Annotated in this window: 20 protein-coding genes; 8 read left to right on the top strand and 12 right to left on the bottom strand. The window is 51.1% G+C overall.

From position 1 onward, the window contains the following. Positions 1-11: 11 nt before the first annotated feature. Complete coding sequence (locus tag AC07OI_RS00565; RefSeq protein ID WP_495255940.1) at positions 12-2,144, bottom strand: metallopeptidase domain-containing protein; 2,133 nt, start codon at positions 2,142-2,144, stop codon at positions 12-14. Continuing rightward, positions 2,141-4,084, bottom strand: coding sequence for a prolyl oligopeptidase family serine peptidase (locus AC07OI_RS00570; protein WP_495255941.1), 1,944 nt, complete (start codon positions 4,082-4,084; stop codon positions 2,141-2,143). Before AC07OI_RS00570 ends, AC07OI_RS00565 begins: the two co-directional genes overlap by 4 nt. 352 nt (positions 4,085-4,436) lie before the next feature. On the opposite strand from AC07OI_RS00570, the gene AC07OI_RS00575 reads away from it, so the two are divergent. The 3 genes from AC07OI_RS00575 to AC07OI_RS00585 all read left to right on the top strand — a co-directional run bounded on the left by AC07OI_RS00575 (position 4,437) and on the right by AC07OI_RS00585 (position 9,350). Continuing rightward, positions 4,437-5,351, top strand: coding sequence for a helix-turn-helix domain-containing protein (locus AC07OI_RS00575; RefSeq protein ID WP_492703730.1), 915 nt, complete (start codon positions 4,437-4,439; stop codon positions 5,349-5,351). A 252-nt stretch (positions 5,352-5,603) separates the two neighbouring features. Beyond that, positions 5,604-6,431 (top strand): hypothetical protein, encoded by an 828-nt coding sequence (locus tag AC07OI_RS00580; protein WP_495255942.1) that lies wholly within the window; start codon positions 5,604-5,606, stop codon positions 6,429-6,431. Positions 6,432-6,707: 276 nt separating this feature from the next. After that, a complete protein-coding gene (locus AC07OI_RS00585) occupies positions 6,708-9,350 on the top strand; it encodes a TonB-dependent receptor plug domain-containing protein (protein ID WP_495255943.1) in 2,643 nt (880 codons plus the stop codon). Between the two features lie 51 nt (positions 9,351-9,401). Here AC07OI_RS00585 and AC07OI_RS00590 read toward each other — a convergent pair whose 3' ends face one another. After that, the gene (locus AC07OI_RS00590) at positions 9,402-11,603 is read right to left on the bottom strand and encodes an OsmC domain/YcaO domain-containing protein (RefSeq protein WP_495255944.1); all 2,202 of its coding nucleotides are present in this window, start codon (positions 11,601-11,603) and stop codon (positions 9,402-9,404) included. A 414-nt stretch (positions 11,604-12,017) separates the two neighbouring features. Between AC07OI_RS00590 and AC07OI_RS00595 the strand changes: the two genes are divergently transcribed. Next, the gene (locus tag AC07OI_RS00595; RefSeq protein WP_495255945.1) at positions 12,018-12,428 is read left to right on the top strand and encodes a hypothetical protein; all 411 of its coding nucleotides are present in this window, start codon (positions 12,018-12,020) and stop codon (positions 12,426-12,428) included. 307 nt (positions 12,429-12,735) lie between these two features. Here AC07OI_RS00595 and AC07OI_RS00600 read toward each other — a convergent pair whose 3' ends face one another. The 5 genes from AC07OI_RS00600 to glmS all read right to left on the bottom strand — a co-directional run bounded on the left by AC07OI_RS00600 (position 12,736) and on the right by glmS (position 17,618). Next, the gene (locus AC07OI_RS00600; RefSeq protein WP_495255946.1) at positions 12,736-13,614 is read right to left on the bottom strand and encodes a hypothetical protein; all 879 of its coding nucleotides are present in this window, start codon (positions 13,612-13,614) and stop codon (positions 12,736-12,738) included. Continuing rightward, entirely contained in the window at positions 13,571-14,125 is a 555-nt protein-coding gene (locus AC07OI_RS00605) for a hypothetical protein (protein ID WP_495255947.1), read from the bottom strand. The genes AC07OI_RS00600 and AC07OI_RS00605 overlap by 44 nt, the downstream gene beginning before the upstream one ends. Before the next feature lie 263 nt (positions 14,126-14,388). Further along, complete coding sequence (locus AC07OI_RS00610; protein ID WP_495255948.1) at positions 14,389-14,730, bottom strand: YciI family protein; 342 nt, start codon at positions 14,728-14,730, stop codon at positions 14,389-14,391. Positions 14,731-14,921: 191 nt separating this feature from the next. Continuing rightward, positions 14,922-15,515: a hypothetical protein gene (locus tag AC07OI_RS00615; protein ID WP_495255949.1), complete on the bottom strand. Its 594-nt coding sequence runs from the start codon at positions 15,513-15,515 to the stop codon at positions 14,922-14,924. 285 nt (positions 15,516-15,800) lie between these two features. Beyond that, on the bottom strand, positions 15,801-17,618 hold the full coding sequence (gene glmS, locus AC07OI_RS00620) for a glutamine--fructose-6-phosphate transaminase (isomerizing) (protein WP_495255950.1): 1,818 nt from the start codon (positions 17,616-17,618) through the stop codon (positions 15,801-15,803). 155 nt (positions 17,619-17,773) lie between these two features. Here glmS and AC07OI_RS00625 point away from each other — a divergent pair, with 155 nt between their 5' ends. Further along, the gene (locus AC07OI_RS00625; protein WP_492703737.1) at positions 17,774-18,244 is read left to right on the top strand and encodes an Lrp/AsnC family transcriptional regulator; all 471 of its coding nucleotides are present in this window, start codon (positions 17,774-17,776) and stop codon (positions 18,242-18,244) included. 21 nt (positions 18,245-18,265) lie between these two features. Here AC07OI_RS00625 and AC07OI_RS00630 read toward each other — a convergent pair whose 3' ends face one another. From AC07OI_RS00630 to AC07OI_RS00640, 3 genes are all read right to left on the bottom strand, one after another. Then, positions 18,266-19,090, bottom strand: a complete 825-nt coding sequence (locus tag AC07OI_RS00630; protein WP_495255951.1) for a substrate-binding periplasmic protein — start codon at positions 19,088-19,090, stop codon at positions 18,266-18,268. 55 nt (positions 19,091-19,145) lie between these two features. Continuing rightward, the gene (locus AC07OI_RS00635; RefSeq protein WP_495255952.1) at positions 19,146-19,970 is read right to left on the bottom strand and encodes a substrate-binding periplasmic protein; all 825 of its coding nucleotides are present in this window, start codon (positions 19,968-19,970) and stop codon (positions 19,146-19,148) included. A gap of 79 nt (positions 19,971-20,049) precedes the next feature. After that, positions 20,050-20,718, bottom strand: coding sequence for a Crp/Fnr family transcriptional regulator (locus AC07OI_RS00640; protein ID WP_495255953.1), 669 nt, complete (start codon positions 20,716-20,718; stop codon positions 20,050-20,052). 144 nt (positions 20,719-20,862) lie between these two features. Here AC07OI_RS00640 and AC07OI_RS00645 point away from each other — a divergent pair, with 144 nt between their 5' ends. The 3 genes from AC07OI_RS00645 to AC07OI_RS00655 all read left to right on the top strand — a co-directional run bounded on the left by AC07OI_RS00645 (position 20,863) and on the right by AC07OI_RS00655 (position 23,242). Beyond that, positions 20,863-21,453 carry an HD domain-containing protein gene (locus AC07OI_RS00645; RefSeq protein WP_495255954.1) on the top strand — a complete coding sequence of 197 codons (591 nt, stop codon included), beginning with the start codon at positions 20,863-20,865 and terminating at the stop codon, positions 21,451-21,453. Between the two features lie 218 nt (positions 21,454-21,671). After that, positions 21,672-22,427 (top strand): class II aldolase/adducin family protein, encoded by a 756-nt coding sequence (locus AC07OI_RS00650; protein ID WP_495255955.1) that lies wholly within the window; start codon positions 21,672-21,674, stop codon positions 22,425-22,427. Continuing rightward, positions 22,424-23,242 (top strand): SDR family oxidoreductase, encoded by an 819-nt coding sequence (locus AC07OI_RS00655; RefSeq protein ID WP_495255956.1) that lies wholly within the window; start codon positions 22,424-22,426, stop codon positions 23,240-23,242. The genes AC07OI_RS00650 and AC07OI_RS00655 overlap by 4 nt, the downstream gene beginning before the upstream one ends. A gap of 74 nt (positions 23,243-23,316) precedes the next feature. Here AC07OI_RS00655 and AC07OI_RS00660 read toward each other — a convergent pair whose 3' ends face one another. After that, on the bottom strand, positions 23,317-24,366 hold the full coding sequence (locus AC07OI_RS00660; protein ID WP_492703744.1) for a porin: 1,050 nt from the start codon (positions 24,364-24,366) through the stop codon (positions 23,317-23,319). Between the last annotated feature and the right edge of the window lie 297 nt (positions 24,367-24,663).

The raw sequence follows: 24,663 nt of genomic DNA on the forward strand, positions 1-24,663 counted from the left end.
GGATAATGCACTCAGGGTCCAAGACGCACAGGTATGCCAGCCGCAGCACCAATATTGAAATAAGGTCTGGTCGCTAATTGCAAGCCACGGGCCGCCTGTGCATTGGCGAAAGTCCCTGGCTTGAATTCAATCTCCACTTCCTGCCCTGAGACCTTGAATGACTTTATCTGATAGTCCGAAATGATTTTTCCGTTGGCTTGTTTGAGTAAGACATGCTCTTTACTCAAACGTGAACGTTGAAGAACAAACCAGTTTGACTTACCTACCGCTTGTTCCACATCAACCGTAAAATGCAAATCCCTGAGCTTGTGCAGACGCGCATTTGCCAATGTGACCTTGCGGCTCAGTTGTGCATTGCTGCGCTTGATGACAGTCAATGATGCCGTGTCTTCATCGGTATAAATACGGCCATCTGTTTTTGATGTATCAGTGCTACCAGCAATACTGTCTATACGGATAGTCACTCCCGTTGCCGGGTCTGAAAACACATCACCAGCTTGCCAGGTCGCACCCTGCTCATAGCCATCCAGGCTCTTGTTGACTGGACGCCAGACACCGGTCAAATTACGTTCGCCGCCTACCTCAGGACTATGGTAATACTGTCTGGATATGATCTGCAGCACAGGCTGCTCACCGCTTTCAGGCAGCGTGGTATCCAGTCTGTACAACAATACTCCTGCCTGCTTTGCCTGCTGGTTCTCACTATTCACACCCAGCCTGGTGCGAAATTCAGCGACGTAAGCCGTAGCCAAACCCGTGCGCATCACAACCATCTTGCTGCCACCTGGCGTTTCAACCGGGCTGATGACATGATGGCTGGGCAGCTCGCTGGCCTGGCTGACGACATCGACCTGATCGTCGCGTATCCAGTGCATTTTCCACTTGTGCCAGGCGAGAAAATCTGTGGACTGCCCTCCTATATTCCCCATCATGTCCCATCCACCAACATAGAAGAAGCGATCAACTTCTTCACCCTTGATCTCAGGCTTGTACATATATAAATCAGGCAAGCCAAAAGTATGACCAGTCTCGTGGATCAGCCAGCGATAGCCCCAGATGAACAAGTCATTCCCGGCGGTGACGAAGTTGTCCAGCGTATGGGCTTTGCCATCGCGCTCGACCAGTACCACACGCGAAGGCACTTGCGCCTGCCCCATGTACTGGTCATTGATCGTAGCCGGGCCATTGGGCAAACCGGACTTGCCTTGCGCAGGAATGATCAGCAGCAGATCATAGGCATCCACGCGTATGCCATAACGCTCATAGGCGAGTTGCGCTACATCGTGGGCGTAGTGAAACATGTCACCGGTATCTTCCGTATTGCCACCCCATTTATAGTCCTTTGCTTTCTTCCCAAGCATCAGCCAATCGAGCTTGCGGTTGTGCTGAGGCGAGACCAGTTTAAGTTGCAACTGGCCATAAGACGAGGTGTTGAACCAGTTAGCTGCTGGTTGCAAATAATTCAGATAGGGGCCGAACTGGCTGTATTGCTTGTATTGCGCTTCTGCATCAGCCGCTTTGCGGTCAGGGAATTCCACAAACAAGACCAGCATGGTTTTTGTGCGCAGAGTGGGTGTGTTTGTCGCTGTAGCATTTTTTGCGATGAGATGTCCGCCAGTGTCGCGATCTGGTCTGGTATCGCTGAAGCGGTACATACCACGCTGCCCGGTCTGCGTATCAACAAAAGCTGGATCAGTGACGATGGTATTCCAGCCTTCATCAGTCCAGCCGCTGGTACCAATAAGATAGCCGTTCTCAGTTGGTTCACCGGTCTTCAATACAGGTATGGGCCGGGTCGCTGCGTACTTGCCAAATGCGCGGGTCGCGATGGTTGTGCCTTTCGCGCTGACGCGGGCGAAAACCGAAGCACTAAGCGAGATAGCTAACTCGTCACCCTTGATCTTGACATCAAGAATATCATTGGGAGCGACGATCAAACCATCAGGACGCCTGACCAGAACGTCTGCACCTGTGATGCCGCTCAAGGGCGCATTGCTGCGCAGCTTGATACCAGTAAGCCCGTTGAATACAGCCTGCTCCAGCTTTACATTTACTGTCGATTGTGCGGATGCGACCGACGGCACGCACAGCGATATCACACATAACGCAAGCGCGTACTTCAGTATCTGGAAAATCCGACTCATGCCACTGCCTCATCCAATTTCAGATACTTTTCAAACCAGGCAATGCGACGCAACCAGCTATCTATGCGGTTGGCGTGTTCACGAAAACTGCCATGGCCTTCACGCGGATAAATTGCCAGTTCGGCAGTAACGCCATGTTCCCGCAAGGCTGCATAAAATTGCTGGGCCTCGCTCACTGGCGTGCAGCGATCGTCACTACCATGTATCAGTAAGGTAGGGGTAATAGACGCATTTGTTTGCCTCAGTATCTGCATCAGCGGAGAACGCTCAAGGGCAACGTACATATTGGCTTTATCCGTCAATGGCCCGCCATTGATGAAGTTATGGAAATCATGTTCACAAGCGTAATGACAACTGACATGGCTGGAAATCGACGATACCGGCACGGCAGCCTTGAAACGCTGTGTGGTCGCCACCGCCCAGTTGCTCAGATAGCCCCCATAACTACTGCCAGTGACGCCCAGACGTTCTGCATCGGCAAATCCAAGTGCAATGCAATGATCGATACCGGCTTGAATATCATCAAATTCAGCCCCTGCCGGATCACCGATATTCATGCGGGCGAACTCCTGCCCCCAGCCGGTATTGCCACGATAATTGGGCAGGAAAACTGCAAAGCCAGCCAGCACATAGGGCAAGGCACTGCCAGGATTGAAGCTGTATTTGTTTGCATAGCTGGGGCCGCCGTGGATATCGACTATCATCGGTAAAGGTGATGATCCACGAATAAGCGGCAATAAGACCAGACCCTCAAGCGCCAGGCCATCCTTGCCACGCCATGCGATATGATGCACTGCAGGATAATCAGGGAGCGCAGAAATGACATCTGAATTCAAGTCACTGATGCGCGTCCATTCAGCTTCATGCATTTGCTTCCAGTAAACTTCTGGCGGCATGCCTGTAGATTCGCGCACGGTAGCGATCATCTTGCCATTGGCTGACACTGCAATGCGGGCTGTATAGCTATTTTCACCCAGCGTTGCATCTTCTTGCTGTTGCCACTCTACATCACCATCAACTGACATCACGCCATACACTGTACCCAGTCCTTGCCAGCCAGCAAACCATAGCCTGTTATTGCACAGCCAATGAATAGAGCTCAGGTTGAATTGCTGCTCGCGACCATGAATAGCTACTTGCCCGGTCGCCAGATCAAGTATGCGCATTTCACCTGCCACCAGGCCACGATCACTGGCCCAGGCTTCCACGAAAGCGAGCTTGCTGCCGTCGGGGCTTGCCGCAAGTCCCTGCAACTGCCAGACAGGGGTATGCAAGACCGTGATTGCACGGCTGTCAAAATCAACGCGCAGCAATTGCGCATGATGCCAGCCACGCTCGCTGGCATCGCGCGAAGCTATGACGATTGCACCACCGGGTAGCAGATCAAATTCCCATACGCTATGTTCACTCGGCCCGACTTCTTCTGTCGTGCCGCAAGCGAGCGTGATACGAAATAGCCGGCGGCGTACACCATCACCCGACGTAAGTTCGGGTTCTTGCGCATCGCCCCACCAAATCCTGGTAGCGGCACGGGTTGCGCCACCGTTCAGGCCACGGTCGGCAGCAAGCACGACAATAGTATTACCGTCAGCAGACCAGCGTATATCCTCTATGGTGCCGGGGACCTGACCTATGCCTTTTACTTCACCAGACGTCTCCCGCAGGAAAAGTGCAAACTTACCCGGGCAATCATCATCCGAAGCGAATGCCAGCCTGTCGTCGCAGGGAGATGGTCTGACAAGTATGGCAGTGTGCGGCCCGTCTGTGAGTTGCTGCGCACCTGTCGCGTCGAACCGCCAGATACGGCTGGGATTAGGCACTCCGGCCTTGCTGCTGGCGCTGCGTATGCTGGCGAACACGGCATCGCCAGTACAATTGAAAGAAAGATCGGATGCAAAGCGCAAGCTGGCAAGTACGTCGAGAGCGGCTTCTATTGTCATTGAAATATTTTCCTGGTGATGGAGAGCGCAAATCGCTTGCCTTCCCTTAGCGGCGTCCCTTAACGGCGTCCCTTAACTGCCGCAAAGTTAACCATCGGATGCAAAAAAGGGCTTGATGCTTTTACTCGATTATTTTCAAGAAATCGGCACAGCCACTACATCATCGTGGGCCGGTACATCACTGTGCTGATTTCGGCATGCCAACTAATGAGAATAATCAAGACTTGCAGTAAAGCTGCTGCAATACTGGTACAGCACATGAAAAACAATTGTAATGCGAGAAAATTTGTATCCGCCGTGTTTTTAGAACAAGTCAGATTTGCCGCAATTGAAACCTGAGAGGGGTCTCAACATGTCAGAACCTACAATTGATAACCCTGAAGGTCTGGTTGACTGGTTCCGGCGCGGCGGCGTCACAGGCCCCTTGCGCAACTGCATAGGCCCGCTGCCCATGTCCAGGGCATCCATCGTGCGCTGGTCTTCCGACAAGCCGGATACGACCATACAAACCATAGGCACGCATGCCAATAATTACCGCATTGCGGTCTTGCTCGAACCCCTGGAATCACAAATCTGGAATGGCGAACGAGCAGTCTGCGGTGGGATGATAGGCGCAAATCGCTTTCGCATCTGCCCACCTACATCACAAGGTCGCTGGCGGCGTATGAGCAGCTGCGACATCGTCAATATCTTCATCCCCACCAATGCCATCAGTGCCCTGGGTCGCTTGCGTGATTCTGAAGCACCGTCCTTGCTGGCAGACATCCCATTCACGCCAGACCGCATGGTCATGGACCTGGTCGGAAAATTGCTCAATGCGCAGATGCTGGCCGGGCCACTCGAGCAGCAGTTTTGCGACAGCATGATCACTGCCCTGGCGAGCTACTTGCTGGAGAATTATTCCCAATCAGTGCCCGGACAAAAGCCCAGCAGCCTGTGCGGCACACGCCTGCAAAAAGTGCTTGCCCATATTTCCGAGTGTGTGGCCGAAGATGTGTCGATTGCTGCCCTGGCTGATTCCTGTTCCATGAGTGAATCACATTTCTCTAGAGAGTTCCGCAAAGCCGTCGGGCTTCCACCTCATCAGTACGTCATGAAATTGCGCCTGGAGCGCGCCAGCCTGGCTTTACTGGAAGGTGATGCGCGCATCATTGATATCGCATTTTCCCTGGGCTTCAATAACGTCAGCCATTTTTCACGCGCTTTTGCCATGCGCTATGGCTTGCCACCTGCCAACTTCAGACGGAATCATGCCAGCTGCGCCTGACAAACGATAGGCACTTATTACAACAGGATTTTGCAATTTTGGCAGGATTTGTAGCGTAGTTGCGCCTTTGGCACTGCACAATGCGACAGGCTGTCTGTTCGGATAAAATGCTCGCGCTGCAAAGACAAGTATTTTGCAGCCACATTCTCCCACTCTGCCAAATTGCCTGAAGAAAGTATGCATCCTATGCGCCATCGCTTGTCAATTTTCTATGCTGCTGTCGCCTCGCTTTTTATCTCAGGCTGTACCTCAATGGCGACTACGGAAAGCAATCGCAGCCAGCCAGAAACCGACAGCTTGCGTGCCGAGTGTCCCACCGAAGTTCGCTATGCTGCAGTCGCCCCGGCAACAGCCACGCTGGCTGAATTAAAAGCATTGGCAGAAACCCGTCTGGCGGCCCTGCATCTGAAGGCCGTATGGGCCATACCTGAAGCTGAAACCTTCATCGATAGCCAGGCCGACAGGCTGCGCCTGCAACGCCTGCTCAGCGTCGTTCTGCCTGCGCTGGAGCGTTATCCCTCCGTACTGTTTGAACGCATGCGCCTGAGCGATATCGCCCTGGTCAAGAACCTCAGCGTGGCCGGTCAGCGGCGGCGTGCCATGCCAGCACCGCAAACTGCCAGCGTGGTCTATTCCGACAACGATGAAGACATCTGCCTGGCGGGCATGGAGCTGCGCATACATCATGAGTTCTATCACTTCATCGAACACCGCACCTACGCGGACTTCTACTATCGAGACCCTGTCTGGCTGGCCCTGAACCCGGCTACCGTGTCCTACGGCAGTGGTGGTGCAACAGCCTATGGCAAAGGCTTCGTCAACCTCGGCCACCCTGCTGCTGGCATGGTGAGCCGCTATGCACTGTACGGCCCGGAAGAAGACAAGGCAGAAATGTTTGGCTGGATGATGACGCCAGGCTATGCCCAGCGCGTGCTGCAATGGACTGCTGACGACACCGCCCTCGCCAGCAAGCATGGTTTCATGATGCGCTTCTTCCAGGATCAGAGCGGCGGCGCGATGGGACAGGATTATTTCATGCAAAGAGCGCAGGCGGTAGCTGCCACTGCAGTCTATAAATAAGCCTCTGAGTGACTCTCTAAATGGCATAAATTGACTAAAGCTTTTTGAGCAGGTTTCGATAACTTCAGCAAGAAATGCAAAGCAGGGATTTTTTCCCGCGGCAATACTCGGCTCCATCGTATTTGCGTGATTGATGTTGAATCACAATGTGGAGTTGATGTATGCAATGGGTAAGTATAGTCATTGGCATCACCATCGTCTTCATCACGCAGCGATATCACGGCACACCAAGAGGCGCCGGTGATTCACTCAAATAGCAAGAAGACTGGAGACGCAGTGATTAAGAAAAGTTTACATTATGGCAGTGCAATTCTGCTATTGGGCGGCATGACTGTTAACGCATCAGCCCAGGAAACCGATAAAACAAAAGAAGTAGAAAAGGTAGAACGCGTTACCATCACGGGATCGTCAATCAAGCGTATCGATGCCGAAACAGCGTTGCCCGTGACCGTGATCAAGGCGGATGAATTTGTAAAGAAAGGAATGACAACGATAGAAGAAGTCATGACCTCTTTGTCGATGAATCAGCAAACCACAGTAGCGGCAGGTAACGTCGGCGCAGAAACCGGCGGTAAATCTTCTGCCAATATGCGCGGCCTGGGCGACGGGCGTACCCTGATTTTGCTGGATGGCCATCGTCTGCCAAATCACCCCTATGACGGCAGCAGCGTTGACTTGTACAGTATTCCTTTTGCCGCCATCGACAGGATAGAAGTATTACGTGATGGTGCTTCACATATCTATGGCACCGATGCGATTGCCGGTGTCATCAACTTTATCACCAAGCGTTCGGTCAAGGGTACGACCGTGACACTGGAAGCTGTCGTGCCGCAACAAAGCGGTGCCAGGGAAAAACGCTTCAGCATCACCTCTGGTTTCGGTGATCTTGATAAAGATGGCTACAATATATTCGGTTCCATCGATCATCATGAACAGGCGCGGATGATGGTGACGGAGCGTGCATTTTCAGCCACTGGAATCTTGCCAGACAAAGGCATCAGCAAAACCAGTGGCACGACCTTTCCTGCCAATTTCTTTTCTACCGCAGGCATTTCAGGCAACCCAAGTTTTGCATCTGGTTGCCTGCCGCCAGATGCCATCAAGAGCACAACAAACCAGACCTGTCGCGAGGATTATGCGCGCTTTGTCGATGGCATTCCTGAAACAAAGCAAAGCAGCTTCCTCGGCAAAGCTTCAATGAAAGTCGGTTCGGATGGCGTGGTCGGCCTGGAATTGCTGCATAGCGAAAGTACCAATATCAACCGTATCGCGCCGCCACCGATGACCGGCCTGATCATGCATTCCAGCAGCAAGTGGTACCCGGGCGGCACAGGCGGCACGCCAGCCGTTGCTGGCCTGACCGGCGAAGACCTGACAGTCAGTTGGCGCACGGTCGAAGGTGGCCGTCGTGAAGCGACCAATCTCGGCGTTTCTGACCGTCTGGTGGCGTCTTTGTCTGGCACGGTAGCAGGATGGGATCTCAGCGGCTCCATTACCAGTGCGCGCACCAGGGTGACCGAGGATTTGAGCGCAGGCTATCTGAATGATGAGGCGATACAGAACGGCATCAATAACGGTATCCTGAATCCCTTCGGTATGCAGGATGCTGCCGGGGCAAGCTTGCTGGCAAGCTCACAGGTACGCGGCCAGGTCATTGCCGCAACTGCCCGCAATACCGGCTTCGACATGCGTGCGACACGCGACCTGATGCAGCTTCCTGCCGGTCCTCTGGGCTTTTCTGTAGGGGTTGAGGGACGGCGCGAGACTTCGGAATTCATTGTCAAGCGTGGCCCCCTGGACCAGATGATGATATCCCGTGCCAGCGGCCTGGTTGCAGCCAAGGATACCAGCGGCTCCCGCAGTCTTTCAGCGGTCTTTGCAGAAGTCAATATTCCCATCACCCGTGAACTTGAAACACAGGTCGCTGCGCGTTATGATCGCTACAACGATGCAGGCAACAGCTTCAATCCCAAGATTGGTTTTCGCTATCAACCTTCCAAGATGTGGCTTTTGCGCGGTTCCATGAATACCGGTTTTCGCGCGCCTACGCTCTACGAGTTGAATGGTCCTATCGTCAGCAGCATTACGTCCACGCAGTACAACGATCCCCTGCTGTGTCCGGGCGGCGTAGCAAAAGCTGGTGTGAATCCCAATATCTCCTGCAACATGAATTTGCCAACCCACGTGGGCGGGAACCGTGATCTCAAACCCGAGCGCGCCAAGTCATACTCGCTCGGCATGGTATTTGAACCCAATTCAAAACTGACCATGTCGCTGGACTATGCCAATATCTCGATTCGCGATCAAATCGGCCAGGTGTTGTACGAAGAGGTAATACTCAACGACTTCGACAAGTACCGTGATCGCTATCACTACAATGCTGCCGGCACTGCGCTTGACTACATCAATGTGTCATCGCTGGGCAATTCGGGAGAAGTCATGACACAGGTAGTGGATATGACGGCCCAATGGCGTCTGTCACCATTCTCCTTCGGCACCATCGACGGCTGGTTCAATGGTTCTTATGTGTTGAAGAATACCTATACGACCATAGACGGAGAAACGCCTGACAACATAGGCGTCTATAACGGGGTGGTACGCTGGCGCCATAATGCGGCAATCCGCTGGTCTCAAGGGCCATGGTCGGCCACCTTATCCCAGCGTTATTCGGGAGGTTACACCGACCAGAACCTGGTGGAAGACAAGTTCAAGCAAAACGTGTCCGCCAATTCCATATGGACCCTGGCGACCAGTTACACTGGTTTCAAAAACCTGACGCTATCGGCTGGCATCAAGAACCTGCTCAATACCAATCCGCCGTTCTCGAATCAGACGCCGAATGCACAAACCGGCTATGACCCGAGGTTTGCAGATCCTATAGGTCGCTCGTTTTATGTGCGGGCTAGTTATAAACTGTAAGACGCTCAAAAATCATGCATGCACCGAGTTGTGCATGCGTGATTTTCTCATTTACTGGGATGCAGCAGCCTTGCTGCGCGCCACATGCAATTTCTTGTGGCTGTCGATGAGGCGCTGGTGTCTTTCCAGCCCTTCCAGTTTCATGCTGGTTGGTGTCAGGCCATAGAAGCGCACGCTGCCATCGACTGATCCCAATACTGCATCCATACGCTCGTTGCCAAACATGCGGCGGAAGTTGACGACGTAATCATCCAGTTCCAGATCGTCATCCAGCGTCACTTCCAGCACTACATTCAAGGCCTGATAAAACAAGCCGCGATCAACCGTGTTGTCGTTGTATTGCAGGAAGGTTTCGACCAGTTCTTTCGCCTCTTCAAAGTCCTGTAAAGCGAGATTGATCAGCAACTTCAATTCCACAACCGTGAGCTGGCCCCAGATCGTGTTCTCGTCAAACTCTATGCCTATCAGGGTGGCGATGTCGCTGTACTCGTCCAGCTCATTATTCTCAAGACGCTCCAGCAAGTCTTCCAGTTGCTCATCGTCCAGCGTATGCAAATTCAGGATATCAGCGCGGAACAACAAGGCCTTGTTGGTGTTATCCCAGATCAGGTCTTCTACCGGATAAACCTCGGAATAACCCGGCACCAGTATCCGGCATGCGGTAGCACCCAGATGATCGTACACCGCCATGTAAACTTCTTTGCCCATCTCCTTGAGTATGCCGAACAGGGTCGCGGCTTCATCTGCATTGGAATTTTCGCCCTGGCCTGAAAAATCCCACTCAACAAATTCGTAATCAGCCTTGGCACTAAAGAAGCGCCACGACACCATGCCGCTGGAATCGATGAAGTGTTCAACAAAATTATTTGGCTCCGTCACCGCATTACTGACAAAAGTAGGCTGAGGCAAATCATTGAGGCCTTCAAAACTGCGGCCTTGCAGCAATTCTGTCAGGCTGCGTTCCAGCGCCACTTCCAGGCTGGGGTGCGCACCGAAAGAGGCAAACACACCACCCGTGCGCGGATTCATCAGGGTCACGCACATGACAGGGTATTGACCACCCAGCGACGCATCTTTCACCAGCACAGGGAAGCCCTGTTCTTCCAGACCCTGTATGCCAGCCAAAATGCCAGGATATTTCGCCAGCACGTCTTGCGGCACATCCGGCAAGGCGATTTCGCCTTCGAGGATTTCACGTTTGACGGCACGTTCAAAAATCTCGGACAGACATTGCACCTGCGCTTCAGCCAGCGTATTACCGGCACTCATGCCATTGCTGGCAAAAAGGTTTTCGATGAGATTGGATGGAAAATAAACGACCTCGCCATCTGACTGACGCACATAAGGCAACGAGCAGATACCACGCTCTGCATTGCCAGAATTGGTATCCACCAAATGCGAACCACGCAGTTCGCCATCGGGGTTGTAAATCTCCAGACTATACTCATCCAGAATATCTTTAGGCAGTGCATCTTTTTTGCCAGGCTTGAACCAGCGCTCTTCCGGGTAATGTACAAAGGCCGCATTGGCGATATCTTCACCCCAGAACGAACCCGCATAAAAATGGTTGCAACTCAGGCGCTCGATATACTCACCCAGGGCCGACGCCAGCGCGCTTTCCTTGGTCGCGCCCTTGCCATTGGTAAAACACATGGGCGAATGCGCATCGCGTATATGCAGCGACCACACATTAGGAATAATATTGCGCCACGAAGCAATCTCTATCTTGATACCCAGCCCCGCCAGCAAGCCAGACATATTGGCAATGGTCTGCTCCAGCGGCAAATCCTTGCCCAGGATATAGGTCGCCGCATCGGCAGAAGGGTTCAAGGTCAGCAAAGCCTGCGCATCAGCATCCAGGTTCTCGACCTCTTCAATCACAAACTCCGGCCCCGCCTGCACCACTTTTTTGACCGTGCAACGGTCGATGGAACGCAAAATACCTTCACGGTCCTTGGCAGAAATATCCGCAGGCAACTCCACCTGTATCTTGAAAATCTGCGCGTAACGGTTTTCAGGATCAACAATATTATTCTGCGACAGCCGGATATTTTCAGTAGGAATATTGCGCGTATTGCAATACAACTTCACAAAATAAGCCGCACACAAGGCCGACGAAGCCAGAAAGTAATCAAAAGGACCAGGCGCAGAACCATCCCCCTTGTAACGGATAGGCTGATCAGCCACTACCGTAAAATCATCGAACTTGGCTTCAAGACGAAGCTTATCGAGAAAGTTAACCTTAATTTCCATGGGGGGAGTTCCAAAATAGTGTACGAAAGCGTGTAGGCGGTATTATCCGTTGTTTTAGCCATACAGCATAGGTTGTTGACCAGCCGCATGCCTAAGCCTGAATTGATGCGAATAAACCGTTCGGCGCACTCCGCTCAAAACCACTGCTAAACTCACTAAATCCATAATCATTAGTTACTTCACATGCAATTTTGAAAACAATTGTTAATGTTTAATTGTCAAGTTGACTGAATAGTTAGTGTGGAATTAGAGTGAGCTCAGCACGAAGATTGACCGACCGGACTTAATTTTTTTTCGACTGTGCACTGCCTTGCTTCCTCTGAAGCCTTTGCAGCGATTTTTAGCAAAACATATTTGCCAATCACGTAGTTATGCTAACCAAATAATAAAACAAACAAATGAAGAGAGCGAAGTATGAAAAATGAACTTGACCCACTCATCTATCTTGCACTGGTATCTCTTGTTACTGTCATGATTGTAGGTGCTTGGGTCATCTTGAAGACGCCAGAAAGTGCCGATCTCGAAGCCCGAAAATTGCGCTTTGCTGCGGCCACCTTCACCGGTATTACGATGCTTTTCGTCTTCGTGTCTGTTCTTTATTACGTTGGTGGAGAAGAAGGTTCGGGTAAGCAGATTTTTGACAAAGGCTTTACCGCGATGTTCACTCTCGCTGGAACAATTGTGGGATATTTATTCGGCGCAACGAAGAACTCAGCGGAGTCAAAACCAAAATCAACTGAACAATGTGCTTGCAAAAAAAGACCAATTATCTTTCGGCCATCGTCGATCCGAAAATCAAGGGTAAAAATAAAACCTCTTCGATGATTGAACCAACAAGTAAGTAAATACTTACAAAAAACCACATCGAATTCCATAGATAAATATGCGCTACAGTTTTCTATCTGGCTTAAGACTGAAATTAATAAAAATCGTAAGCAACGGCGTCGAGAAAAAATATCTATGTCTGAAAAAACTGAAATTTGAGTGGGACGAGATAGGTTCTAGCGAGCCTCGTCAAGATATAAGAGGTGGATCAATATGATCGAGTGTGATCTTTGCTAACAAACGAATAAGTCTACTTTTCTGAAGTCCCACTACGGCCGTGCAAATCTGAAGCGACATATTTAAGACGTTAGCTCTTAGCCGTAGCCTCCTTTCGTATTTGGACTAGCTTCTTCGCAGATTCGCTCCTCTTTTTATGCTGTGCTTTGACCGCTTCTTCGTAATTGAAAGCTTGATGTGGAATTCTCAATTGTTCCTTTATTAATCGCAGCACAATAAATGTCTTCTCCTCCACCTGTTGAGAGGCAATGACACCTATTTCAAAAAGACTTAATGCAGATTGATATGCCTCAATTTCTACTTTATAGAGCGTGTCAGTAAGTTCATCTAATCGCTTCATGATGAAATCGCACTCCCATTGATGGGCTGACTGAACACTCTCTGCCGGAATTGTTCCGGACCTAAAGAGCGATAGGCGATGCTCATTCAGATTGTCGAGAGCTTGTGAAGTTTCAGTATGCGACTCTTTTAAGTTGGCGACCTTTAAATTAATTTTATCCATTCCTCGACGCATTGCCACCAATTCAGAACCATATGTCTCTAGTTCTGTTACTAGAGCCCTCGCTTCTAGCAACAGATTTGGTTCAGCAACTACGTACATTTTCCCTATAACTCCGGCCTGCTCACTGTACTTGGAAAGCACTGTCTGGACGTCTGAATTCGGATCTGCCACAGCTTGCAGTAGCGCCATTGAATTGGAAATGTATTCGGCAAATCCTAAAAATATTTCCTTTTTAATCGCATGCGCTTGCTCTTCCTTCTTGTGTTTACGAGCAAAATAGTTATTTAGGACGATACCTATAATCGTTACGGATGAAGCAATAAGGGCGCAAATTACCGGCACATATATCATCCACGCCGAAGTTGCGACTGGTACAGAAGCAGCAGAATTAGTCATATCAGAATCATTTAATTGAGGTGTATTTCTTTCGTTCAGTACGAAGTTCACGCGCTTTTTTCAGCTTCTCAAGTATCTCTAATGGCACAACTACCTGCTTTGAGTCGTCGAAAATCCATTCAAAGTAAGCCATTATTATATCCACCAACTCGTACATCAAAAAATGAAACGATTTCGTATCAATGGTAAATTGAGGTCCGAAAAACCATGAATAAACAGAGCTAATTTCACGATCACCCAAGACGACCTTCGCAGGTTCATTCAACTCGAAATGCTTGCTGCCATTGGCAATGTTCCTAATGACATCTTTGATCTCCCTAAATTCCGAAGCCGCCTTTTGAATTTTTTGAAGCGAATGCTTAGGTTTATCTTTGCTCACGCCTTGCAACCAATCCTTGTAGAGATGCCATGCTGTCACGAAGAAATTGAACGCTTCAAACTCTTCCAGGCGGTGTTCCTCAGCATTCTCTTCCCGCTGTCGCAACAGCAATTGGGCGTCGTATTTTAGCTTCTCGTACAAGTCGTAGGGAGTGCTAAGGCCGAATTTTGCAATGTTAGACATGAGATTGTGCTCCAGTAGGGATTGCTCTTAGCCGAACTCGGCTGGTGACGATAAGGATAGCACCTTGCCTATCTGCTAGATACGCGAAACTTCTTAGATTCAGGCGTCTAAGAACCTGTTTGCGGTCTTAATGTGTGTACGTGATTAGGTCTCATGCGCTGCTCAAAATACTCATGTACTAGAGTAGATCCCGTTTCTTGCGCTGAGCTTTATATTGCACTGCCCCCGTTGACGCACGCTCCCTAAAGATTGTAATCAGATTATCACGACTCCGGATCAAACCCAAACACCCTAAGTTCCTGATCACAGCGACAGGCTTTAGCGAGACGTGCGGCCCAGGTGATGGCGTCCTCTCTTGAGGGAAGCTCAAGTACCGTGAATCCACCATTGAGTGGAGGTGCCCACGGGTAACCACTCTCAGCGACTGCGCCATCGGCTGATACCAGAACGGGTGGCGCTGTTTCATCAATGCCACCGGCGAAAACGTAGACGCCTGCTTCCTTAGTCTCGCGTATCACGGCATGGGCGTCTCGCCCTACTGTCTCCATCTCACTGTCGGGTACTTTCATTGCAGCGCTGGGGAATGAAATGAGGTACTTTGCCATGATTTGCTTTCTCCAGGAATTTTGCGGTTAGCGATAAAGGCCACGTTTGGGGTATGCAGGCTGATTGCTTATACTGCAAAATTATTCACTGTATTCTGATGACTGACTACAGTGAATAAATTTGGTTACCGCAGTATGTCGAGCAAGTTGGCTAAGGGATCGCTCATCTGTGCGACAGGAGCAGCACACGACTAGCTGGGCATGAAAATACCGAAAATGACGAGTATCCAAATTAGCAGACCTAGAACGATCCATGCGCAATTCGCGTTTGTGAAACGGCTATTGCTTTCGCCATTGGGATCTCCACAGCTATCATTAATCATTTGCTGTGCACTAAGAAATTGGGCGAGCAATGGCGCTAGAATCAAGAGTGCCACGACGTCCGTGTAGGGCGAGCCGATGGAACGATAACTCAAACGATCAAGCACGTTCGATAAGATCATGGTCAACACCAGCTTTGTTGCTTGCGATTCGTTATTCCATTCGGCCACCGTCGCTTTATCGTGGCCATAGGCTTTGACTTCGCGGAACAAGGCATGTGTGAAAAAGATGGCGAATATCCCACGTGGCACCGGCCAGATCGAGCGGTCGTCATCGAAATTATCCGATATGCGGTTCTTGTAGTTGCTCCAATTCTTATAGAACCAATAGACTGCATACATACCAAGCGTCGCTATATACAGTATCGCCAGTTTTTTTCGGGAGACTATGTAAAAGGTGGGGACGACAAGCGCGACTTCATCGTTGCTCTGGCTTTCGGCCATAGGCTGGTTGCTATTAATCATTGAGGAATTCCAATCTTGCTTTTAATCTGAACGAGCGTTCAGCGTATTAAGATTTTAATATTTTGTCAAATATGCCGCCCCGGCAAGACAATCCCATCAGCACTGCAAACTGTCCAGATGCCCGATTCAGAACATATTCTGAGCATTTGCCGCTGACCGAAAGCAGCTGATTGGAAGAGCTCACTCTACATGAGTGAGCTCGATGCAAGCAACCAGCCGTTTGCTGCTCACTGAAGCAAACTTCCGACCAACTTTATTTACTCTAGTCACTGACTCACGCTGTCCTTATTCAACCGTTACACTTTTTGCCAGGTTACGTGGCTTATCGACATCAGTCCCCCGCGCCAGTGCTGTGTGATAAGCCAGCAATTGCAGTGGCACTACGTGCAGTATGGGTGACAGTTGGCCGTAGTGTTCTGGCAGGCGGATGACGTGTACGCCTTCGCTGGAGGTGATGCGGGAGTCGGCGTCGGCGAAGACGTAGAGTTCGCCGCCGCGGGCGCGGACTTCCTGCATGTTGGACTTGAGTTTTTCTATCAGGGTGTCGTTGGGGGCGACGGTGACGACGGGCATTTCCTTGGTGACCAGGGCCAGTGGGCCGTGTTTGAGTTCACCGGCTGGGTAAGCTTCGGCGTGGATATAGGAAATCTCTTTGAGTTTTAATGCGCCTTCGAGGGCGATGGGGTAATGCAGGCCGCGACCGAGGAAGAGTGCGTTTTCTTTGCGGGCGAATTCTTCTGCCCAGGAGATGATTTGCGGTTCGAGTGCCAGCACGGCGCTGATGGCGACGGGCAGGTGGCGCAGGGCGCGTATGTGCTCCGCTTCGTCAGTTTCGCTGAGGCGGCCTTTGCTTTGTGCGAGCGACAGCGCCAGCAGGAAGAGTGCTGCCAGTTGTGTGGTGAATGCCTTGGTGGATGCCACGCCCACTTCTACCCCGGCGTGGGTGATGTATGACAATGCACATTCACGCACCATGGCGCTGGTGGCGACATTGCAGACTGTGAGTGTGTGCTGCATGCCGAGGCTGCGCGCATGTTTCAGTGCGGCCAGGGTGTCTGCTGTCTCACCACTTTGCGAGATGGTGACGACCAGTGAATTGGGGTTGGGCACGCTTTCGCGGTAGCGGTATTCGCTGGCGATTTCTACATTGACGGGGATTTTTGCTATTGCTTCTATCCAGTATTTGGCAGTCAAGCCTGCGTAATAGCTGGTGCCACAGGCGAGTATCAGGACTGAGTCTATCTGCTTGAAGACTTTGTAGGCACCGTCACCAAACAGTTCGGGCATGATGCTGATGACACCTTCTAGCGTATCGGCAATCGCACGTGGTTGCTCGAAGATTTCTTTTTGCATGTAGTGGCGGTAAGGGCCCAGCTCTGCTGCGCCGCTGTGGGCATGTACGGTTTTCACTTCGCGCTGGACTGACTTGCCTTCGCTATCGACTATCCATACTTTTTGCAATTGCAGGTCTACTACATCACCCTCTTCGAGATAGATAATCTGGTCTGTGGTGCCTGCTATTGCCATGGCGTCTGATGCGAGGAAGTTTTCTCCCTGGCCTACGCCGACGATCAATGGGGAACCCTGGCGTGCACCGACGACGCGGTGTGGTTCGTCGCGGCAGAAGACGGCGATCGCAAATGCACCTGTCAAACGCTTGATGGCGATTTGCACGGTCTCGAACAAATCACCGCGGTAGAGGTGGTCTATCAGGTGGGCGATGACTTCGGTGTCGGTCTGGCTTTCAAAGATGTAGCCAGCTTGCGTGAGTTCTGCGCGCAGTTCTTCATGGTTTTCTATGATGCCGTTGTGCACGAGGGCGATGCGGTCACGTGAGAAATGCGGGTGGGCATTCGATGACGATGGTGCGCCGTGCGTGGCCCAGCGGGTGTGGGCGATGCCCGTGAAACCGGCAAGGCCGGACTGGTCTATCTGTGCCTGCAAGTCGGCCACGCGGGATGTGCTGCGTGAGCGTTGCAGATGGCCATCTACATGCAGGGCGACGCCGCATGAGTCATAGCCACGGTATTCAAGCCGCTTCAAGCCTTCAAGCAAGACGGGGGTGATATTGCGTTGAGCAACTGCGCCGACGATACCGCACATAATGACCTCTGATAAAGAATGAATATGTGTTCATGCTAAAGCAGATGGCTTGATATTTTCTTTCAAAATTAATATATTATTGAAATTTATAGAACATCGATTTTATATTTGAACTATTATTTCAATATATAAGATAATTTGGAATTATTAATCACATGCTTACTGTCAATGAGTTGGATGAACTGGATAAACGCATTTTGCAGCAATTGCAAAAAGATGCCTCGCTGACCAATCATGAGCTGGCCTTGCGGGTGCACGCGTCTGCACCGACCTGCCTGCGCCGCGTCAAGCGGCTGACAGATGAGGGCATCATCAGCCGTCAGGTAGCGTTGCTGGATGCCAGCAAGCTGGGGGCGAGCCTGACTGCCATCGTCGAAATCACGCTGGATCATCAGGCGACGGAGAAGCTGGTGGAGTTTGAGCAACTGGTGGCGCAGGAAGGGGCGGTGCAACAATGTTACCGCGTGTCGCAGGGGCCGGATTTTGTGCTGGTGATACAGGTGGCGGACATGGCGGCTTATCATGCGCTGGCACACAGGCTGTTTGCGACGCATGCGAATGTGCGTAATGTGCGTAGTTTTTTTTCTATCTTGCGCAGTAAATTTGAGACCGCTATCGCTCTATAGGTTTTTTTCAATCATGCCTGTTCAGCGCGGGCGTATGCTCTCCTTGAGTACATGTGCAGGGTAATAACGCTGAAAGCCTTTCCAGACCATCCCGGATTTGGCGACTTGTTCAAGCAAATCCTTCAGCGCAACGGTGTCTTCCGGGCTCAATGACTTCCTGGAAATATAGGCACCGCTGTCCCCCCATGGCAACTCGGGAATAGGTTCGAAACGCAGCTTGTCGAGCATGTCCTGCACACGCACATCATCCATGATGACACCGGCCAGTATGGAAGGTGCCATGATAGTCAGGTCGGCAATACCTGCCTTGAGCAAACGTGCTACGGACAGGGGGTCGCTATCAAAATACAGGCGCTTCTGCCTGGTCAGATCCCTGATCAGGTCTTGATAGGCGGGGCCATAATCAAAACCACGCACCAGGGCGACTTTCAAGTCTTTCTTATCAAGCAGGTCTTGTGCCGATGTGATGGCGAGGCGATTGCCATCAATGGAAATAATCGTGGCCCGGTTATAGATCATGGGGATGAAAATGCCGTGCTCATCTCGCTTGGGAGTACGGCTGGCGGGGATCAACAGGTCTGCCCGCCCGGTTTCAAACAGGAGTTCCAGCCTGGCCCTGGGCACGGCGGACAAGGTAAATTTGCAGGCTTCTTTTTCTACCAGGCCACGCAGCATGTCGGGATAAATGCCGTCAATCTGCTCGCCATTGATGATGACACTGCGCCCTGTCGGGGCGAAGGGTACATTGATCGCGCGCGAACAGGCAGCATGGGCCTGTGCTGCAAATGCTACCAGTCCCGCAAAGAATACTGCCCTGAATACTGCTGTATATATCTGAAACCTCATCAATATTTGCCCACTCATGTTCATACATTAACCATTCCAAGCAACTGCTGCTTGTCTAACGCGGGCGATTTCCTTCTTTCAGCACTTCTGGTTTGTAGTAGCGTAAAAAACCTTTCCAGACCACGCCTGAACGGGCTGCGCGTTCCATCATTTCCTGCAAGGCGTTACGGTCATCCTGGCTCAGGCTTTTCTTTGACAGGTAGATGCCGCTGTCGCTCCAGGGTAATTCAGGCAGAGGGTCAAACCTGAGTTTGTCGGCCATGTCTTCTACCCTGACATCCCCCTGCACCGCACCAGCAAAAATATAGGGCGCCATGATGGAAAAATCAGCTATCCCCGCTTTTAATACCCGGGCTGCAGATACGGTATCGGCCTCGACCACCAGCCTGCCCTGTTTTTGTAATTCTGCAATGATGGCCTGATATGCCTCGCCGTAGTCAAAACCACGCACGACAACAACTTTCAGATTTTTTTGTTCCAGCAATTCTTGCTGGTTATGTATGACAGGGCGCGCAGACTGCAATGAAATCAGGGTGGCACGCGTATAGATCAAGGGGATGAAAAAGCCAAGCTCATCCCGTTTTGCTGTGCGTATGGCAGGAAACAATATATCGGCCTGGCCGTTTTCAAACATCACTTCCAGGCGCGCACGCGGTACTGCCGAAAATTGAAATTGACAGGTTTCTTTGGAAGACAGACTGCGAAAGATATCAGGATAAATACCCGTGACGCTATCACCATTGACGATCACGCTAAAGCCCAGCGACGTGACAGGTGCATTGATAACACGTGAACAGGCAGCCTGGGCATGCAAAGGGAGCTGGCTCAGTAACAACACCAGGACGATACGCACAGCATGGCACTTTGTCAGCATACTCATCAAGACTCACCTTGATCATGAACCAGTACACGATAGAGCATAATGATGCTTTACGGCAAGCACGATTACGGTCAAAAAGTCACTCTTTGTCACATAGAGCAAATAAACTGCTTTCTGAAAGAATTTCTATCTTGCCATAAGCCAGCCTGATCAAACCATCTTGCCTGAAAAATCTTAGTTCTTTCGATAAAGTCTGGCGCGTCATCCCCAGCATCATGGCCAGCGCTTCCTGGGTAACCAGTACTATGGCGTGACCATCTTGTTGACGATACGCCACCTCGGCCAGCAACAGCAGCCGACGGGCCACTCTGGCACGTACCGACCGCAGGCCCGCGTCTTCGACTATGCCATATAACAAGCGTATGCGTCTTGCCAGCATGCGTGTAATTGCAGTGGCAAAGGAATTGCGCTGCATGAGGTTGCGAAAAACTTGCGGCTCCAGCACCAGTAACTCCACCTCAGTCAATGCTGTTGCATCATGGGTGCGCGGTAAATCATCAATAAGAGAAATTTCACCAAACCAGGTTGCCGCTTCCAGAAAGATCAGTATGGCTTCGCGCCCCTCTGCACTGAGGGTAGACATCTTGATGCTGCCGCTGAGCAGGGCATAAAAACCACTGGGCTCATCCCCCTGACGAAACAACATTTCACCAGGCCGCAAGCGCAAATGTTCACAAGAGACTAACATGGTCTTACGGTCTGTCGCAGGCAGGCTGGCAAACCATGGATCGGCCAGCAAGATGCTCATCAAGTTTGCTTGTGATGCCATGAAAGATAAGTCGTTCGCATGAATAGTTGAGATGAATTGTAAAGTATTTGACAGTTTGAGTTGAAAACTGCGTTTAAGGTATATCTGTTATATCTCTACTACGCCTAATCAGGGAGTATTCAAATGCAACATCGCGCGCAATTTGTCCGCATGGAGGACAGCACCCAGGAAGACTGGCAAATCATAGCTGGTGAGTTCCGGCATTTTGTCCAGGGATTGCCGGACAGGGTCATGCAACATCTGCGTCTGCTGGAGGGCGACTATGGCGGTTTCCCGGTGGACCGCTTTACCCATTCACTGCAAACTGCCACGCGCGCCTTGCGGGATGGTCGTGATGATGAATATGTCTGTTGCGCGCTATTGCACGACATAGGCGATACCCTGGGATCTTTTAACCATCCGGATATTGCTGCAGCCATCCTGAAACCTTTTGTCAGCGAAGAAAACCTGTGGATGGTGCAGCACCATGGGATCTTCCAGGGTAATTACTTTTTCCATCACATAGGCATGGACAGGGATATGCGCGAGCAATTTCGCGGACACCCGCATTTTGATCGTACGGCAGAATTTTGCGCCTTATACGACAACCCTTCTTTTGACGCGCATGCAGAGACTTTCCCACTGGTGGAATTTGAACCCATGCTGGCCAAGCTGTTCAGCCAGCCGCGCAATACGATCTACAAAGCAGCCATCAGCGCCGACAACGACAAGTAATAATCAATAGGGCTTACACAAAATTGTCCCAACAAGGCTATCGCTGTGGGAAACCGCTCTTGCAGGAGCGGTTCGTTAAGTTGGCAGACAACATGTTGTCTGAAACCCCAACTACACCGTGGCGACGAAGACAGTACTTTAGTACGGCTAGGAGCTGCAACGCAGTTGGGGCGGTTTTGTGTAAGTCCACGTCACATAAAAACAACACTGGAGACATTATGCATATACCCTCAGTCAAAGATCAGGTCAGCGCAGAAGAATGGCAATTACGCGTTGACCTGGCCGCCTGTTATCGTCTGGTTGCCGCTTATGGCTGGAGTGATCTGGTGTTTACCCACATCAGCGCGCGCATCCCCGGGCCTGAACATCATTTCCTCATCAACCCCTATGGCTTGATGTTTGATGAAATCACGGCGTCCTCTCTGGTGAAGGTGGATCAGCAGTGCAATAAGGTGATTGAATCACCCTTTCCAGTGAACCCGGCTGGCTTTGTAATCCATAGTGCCGTGCATGCTGCGCGGGAAGATGTGCAATGTGTTTTGCATACACATACACGAGCTGGCGTTGCCGTCAGCGCACAAAAATGTGGGGTGCTACCGCTGTCGCAGCAATCGACTTTTGTGCTGGCATCACTGGCTTATCATGATTACGAAGGGGTTGCCTTCAGGGAAGATGAAAAGCCGCGCTTGCAAGCTGACATGGGACAGGCTAACTTCCTGATGTTACGCAATCATGGTTTATTGACAGCGGGCAAATCGATCGCTGATGCCTTCCTGTCGATGTACACCTTTGAAGCGACTTGCCAGATACAACTGGCAGCGCAGGCTGGCGGGGAACTGGTTCATGTCAATCCCCTCATCGTCAAAGGGGTGTCTGAAGCCATGCGCGTGCAGACTGGTGGTCTGGGGGGCGCCTTTGTCTGGCCTTCCCTGATACGCAAACTCGATCGCATGGATGAAAGCTATAAACTATGAAGGCAAAACACAAGGTTGTTGTCATTACCGGTAGTTCAGATGGAATAGGAGCAGAAATCGCGCGTCAACTGGCTAAAAAATATGGCCCCAGCCTGGCACTGGTGCTGGCTGCACGCAATGAAGAAGCACTCAAGAAAGTCGCTGCTGAATGCAAGGCCTTTGGCGCTGTCTCACTGGTCGTCAAGACTGATGTCAGCGTAGAGGCAAATTGCCGCCATCTGATAGAAGCTGCAGTAGAACAATTTGGCAGCATTGATGTACTCATCAATAACGCGGGCAAATCTGCCCAGGCGCTGCTGGAAGAAGTAGACAACCTGGGCTGGTATCAGGAGCTCATGCGCATCAACTTCTGGGGCAGTGTCTGGTGTACCCATGCTGCCCTGCCACATCTCAAAAAATCACGCGGTGCCATCGTCGCCGTATCTTCACTGGCTGGCCTGATCGGCGTGCCTGGCCGCACTGCCTATAGCGCCAGCAAGTTTGCCATGGGCGGATTTTTTGAATGCCTGCGTTCAGAACTGAAAGAAGCCGGGGTCAAGGTGACTCTGGCATATCCTGGTGTAGTTGCTACCCAGATACGCTATAACGGTTATAACGCGGCAGGTGAGGCAGCGGGCAAGAGTGGTTTGAAAGAAGATGATGCCATGTCGATAGAAGAATGTGCATCACTGATCATCCGTGGTTATGAACGTGGAGACCGCGAAGTGGTCATGAGCTTCAAGGGCAAACTGGGACGCTGGCTGAAACTGATAGCACCAGGCCTGGTTGAAAAAATGGCGATGGCAGCCTTGAAGAAAGAAGTCAGGCCGCACTGAACGAGCCACGTCGAAGCACAAAAGCCCTGAACTGTCTGGCAGTTCAGGGCTTTTGATTTTATAGCACCATACGATTAAAAGCGGTGTTGGATACCAACTGTCGCCGATGTCTGGTTCGTCGCAAAACCTGCATCATCACGTGACACACCTGTCAGCTTGTTATTGCTGGCCTTGGCATAGCCAGTAGCGATATAAATGTCAGTACGTTTCGACATCGCATACTTGGCACGCAGTACCAGCATGCCAGGATCAGCATCTGCACCTGAGGCAACATTCTTGATGTCCTGATAGTAGTAGACACCTGTCAAAGTCCAGGCAGGTGTAACTGCATAATTAGCGCCGAGCCACAATGTATCACTACGCTGATCTGCCGCACCTGTCGCCAGGGTTTTCTTGAAATTGCGGTAGCCGGCAAACACTTTGGCAGGGCCAAAATCATACGAGCCACCCAGGTGCAATACTTTGGCCTGGTCGTAAGAACCATTGGCTATCGGTGCGCTATTGTTTTGCTCGTAAGTGATGACTGCAGCCCATGGGCCATCGAATGCGCTTGCAGCAACAATGTATTTGGCATTGCCTGAAGTATTGCCCGCAACTTCGCCAAAGCCATAGGTTGCACCGAGTTTGTAGCCTTTGCCGTCATATTGGTACTTGAGCAAATTGGATACACCAGTCAGCATGCCGTCTTTGCGGTTGCCGGTGGCACCGGCAGAAGTTGCCCAGGAATATTGCGGTGCATAACCCATAGGGTCAAATGGCAAGATGAAATCATAGGTGGTGCTGTAAGAACGGCCAGCAATGATGCGGCCAAAATCACCTTGCAGGCCGACATTGGCCTGACGGCCAAAGATGTCACCATCAGACGCACCGGTATCGAGCAAGACGCCGCCTTCGAGTTGCATGATGGCTTTCAAGCCGCCGCCCAGGTCTTCACTGCCGCGCAAACCAAAACGCGAAGTATTCATACCACCACTATTGAGCTTGAACTGGCTGCCCTTGTTGGCATCCGCATTGTTGTTGTAAGTGATGTTGGCATCAATGAGGCCGTAGATTGTGACACTGGTTTGCGCATGCGCTGCTGTTGCCATGCATGCCAGCGTGGCCGCGCCGAGTAACTTCTTCATCGGTGTTCTCCTATAGAAATTTTTTGTTTTGCAGACAACATGCGTGTCATGTGGTCGGTTCACATGCTAAGGAGTGCAAGCTTTCAGTTGCCTTTCTAAGCCGGGCTCACTTGTCAAACCGGCATCATACTGTTGCGAAATTGCCTCTCTACAGGCCCTCCCGAAGCCTTCATACACCATAGACAGAAATTTCCTGTTTTGCCAGAACTCATTTCACGCCAGTTTTTTCAGGCTTCACACCAGATTCCTGCCGCTGATCTCATACCGGTGGCAGCTTGCGCGACCAGCCCTTAATCT

Source organism: Undibacterium sp. GW821-FHT07F11 (assembly GCF_059418665.1).

Bases quoted from the DNA above. Each gene is read 5' to 3' on its own strand.
- AC07OI_RS00610 (WP_495255948.1), bottom strand. From the start codon at position 14,730: ATGGCAAAGTACCTCATTTCATTCCCCAGCGCTGCAATGAAAGTACCC.
- AC07OI_RS00575 (WP_492703730.1), top strand. From the start codon at position 4,437: ATGTCAGAACCTACAATTGATAACCCTGAAGGTCTGGTTGACTGGTTC.
- AC07OI_RS00660 (WP_492703744.1), bottom strand. From the start codon at position 24,366: ATGAAGAAGTTACTCGGCGCGGCCACGCTGGCATGCATGGCAACAGCA.
- AC07OI_RS00640 (WP_495255953.1), bottom strand. From the start codon at position 20,718: ATGAGCATCTTGCTGGCCGATCCATGGTTTGCCAGCCTGCCTGCGACA.
- AC07OI_RS00565 (WP_495255940.1), bottom strand. From the start codon at position 2,144: ATGAGTCGGATTTTCCAGATACTGAAGTACGCGCTTGCGTTATGTGTG.
- AC07OI_RS00655 (WP_495255956.1), top strand. From the start codon at position 22,424: ATGAAGGCAAAACACAAGGTTGTTGTCATTACCGGTAGTTCAGATGGA.
- AC07OI_RS00630 (WP_495255951.1), bottom strand. From the start codon at position 19,090: ATGAGGTTTCAGATATATACAGCAGTATTCAGGGCAGTATTCTTTGCG.
- AC07OI_RS00605 (WP_495255947.1), bottom strand. From the start codon at position 14,125: ATGTCTAACATTGCAAAATTCGGCCTTAGCACTCCCTACGACTTGTAC.
- AC07OI_RS00590 (WP_495255944.1), bottom strand. From the start codon at position 11,603: ATGGAAATTAAGGTTAACTTTCTCGATAAGCTTCGTCTTGAAGCCAAG.
- AC07OI_RS00635 (WP_495255952.1), bottom strand. From the start codon at position 19,970: ATGAGTATGCTGACAAAGTGCCATGCTGTGCGTATCGTCCTGGTGTTG.
- AC07OI_RS00615 (WP_495255949.1), bottom strand. From the start codon at position 15,515: ATGATTAATAGCAACCAGCCTATGGCCGAAAGCCAGAGCAACGATGAA.
- glmS (WP_495255950.1), bottom strand. From the start codon at position 17,618: ATGTGCGGTATCGTCGGCGCAGTTGCTCAACGCAATATCACCCCCGTC.
- AC07OI_RS00570 (WP_495255941.1), bottom strand. From the start codon at position 4,084: ATGACAATAGAAGCCGCTCTCGACGTACTTGCCAGCTTGCGCTTTGCA.
- AC07OI_RS00595 (WP_495255945.1), top strand. From the start codon at position 12,018: ATGAAAAATGAACTTGACCCACTCATCTATCTTGCACTGGTATCTCTT.
- AC07OI_RS00645 (WP_495255954.1), top strand. From the start codon at position 20,863: ATGCAACATCGCGCGCAATTTGTCCGCATGGAGGACAGCACCCAGGAA.
- AC07OI_RS00625 (WP_492703737.1), top strand. From the start codon at position 17,774: ATGCTTACTGTCAATGAGTTGGATGAACTGGATAAACGCATTTTGCAG.
- AC07OI_RS00580 (WP_495255942.1), top strand. From the start codon at position 5,604: ATGGCGACTACGGAAAGCAATCGCAGCCAGCCAGAAACCGACAGCTTG.
- AC07OI_RS00650 (WP_495255955.1), top strand. From the start codon at position 21,672: ATGCATATACCCTCAGTCAAAGATCAGGTCAGCGCAGAAGAATGGCAA.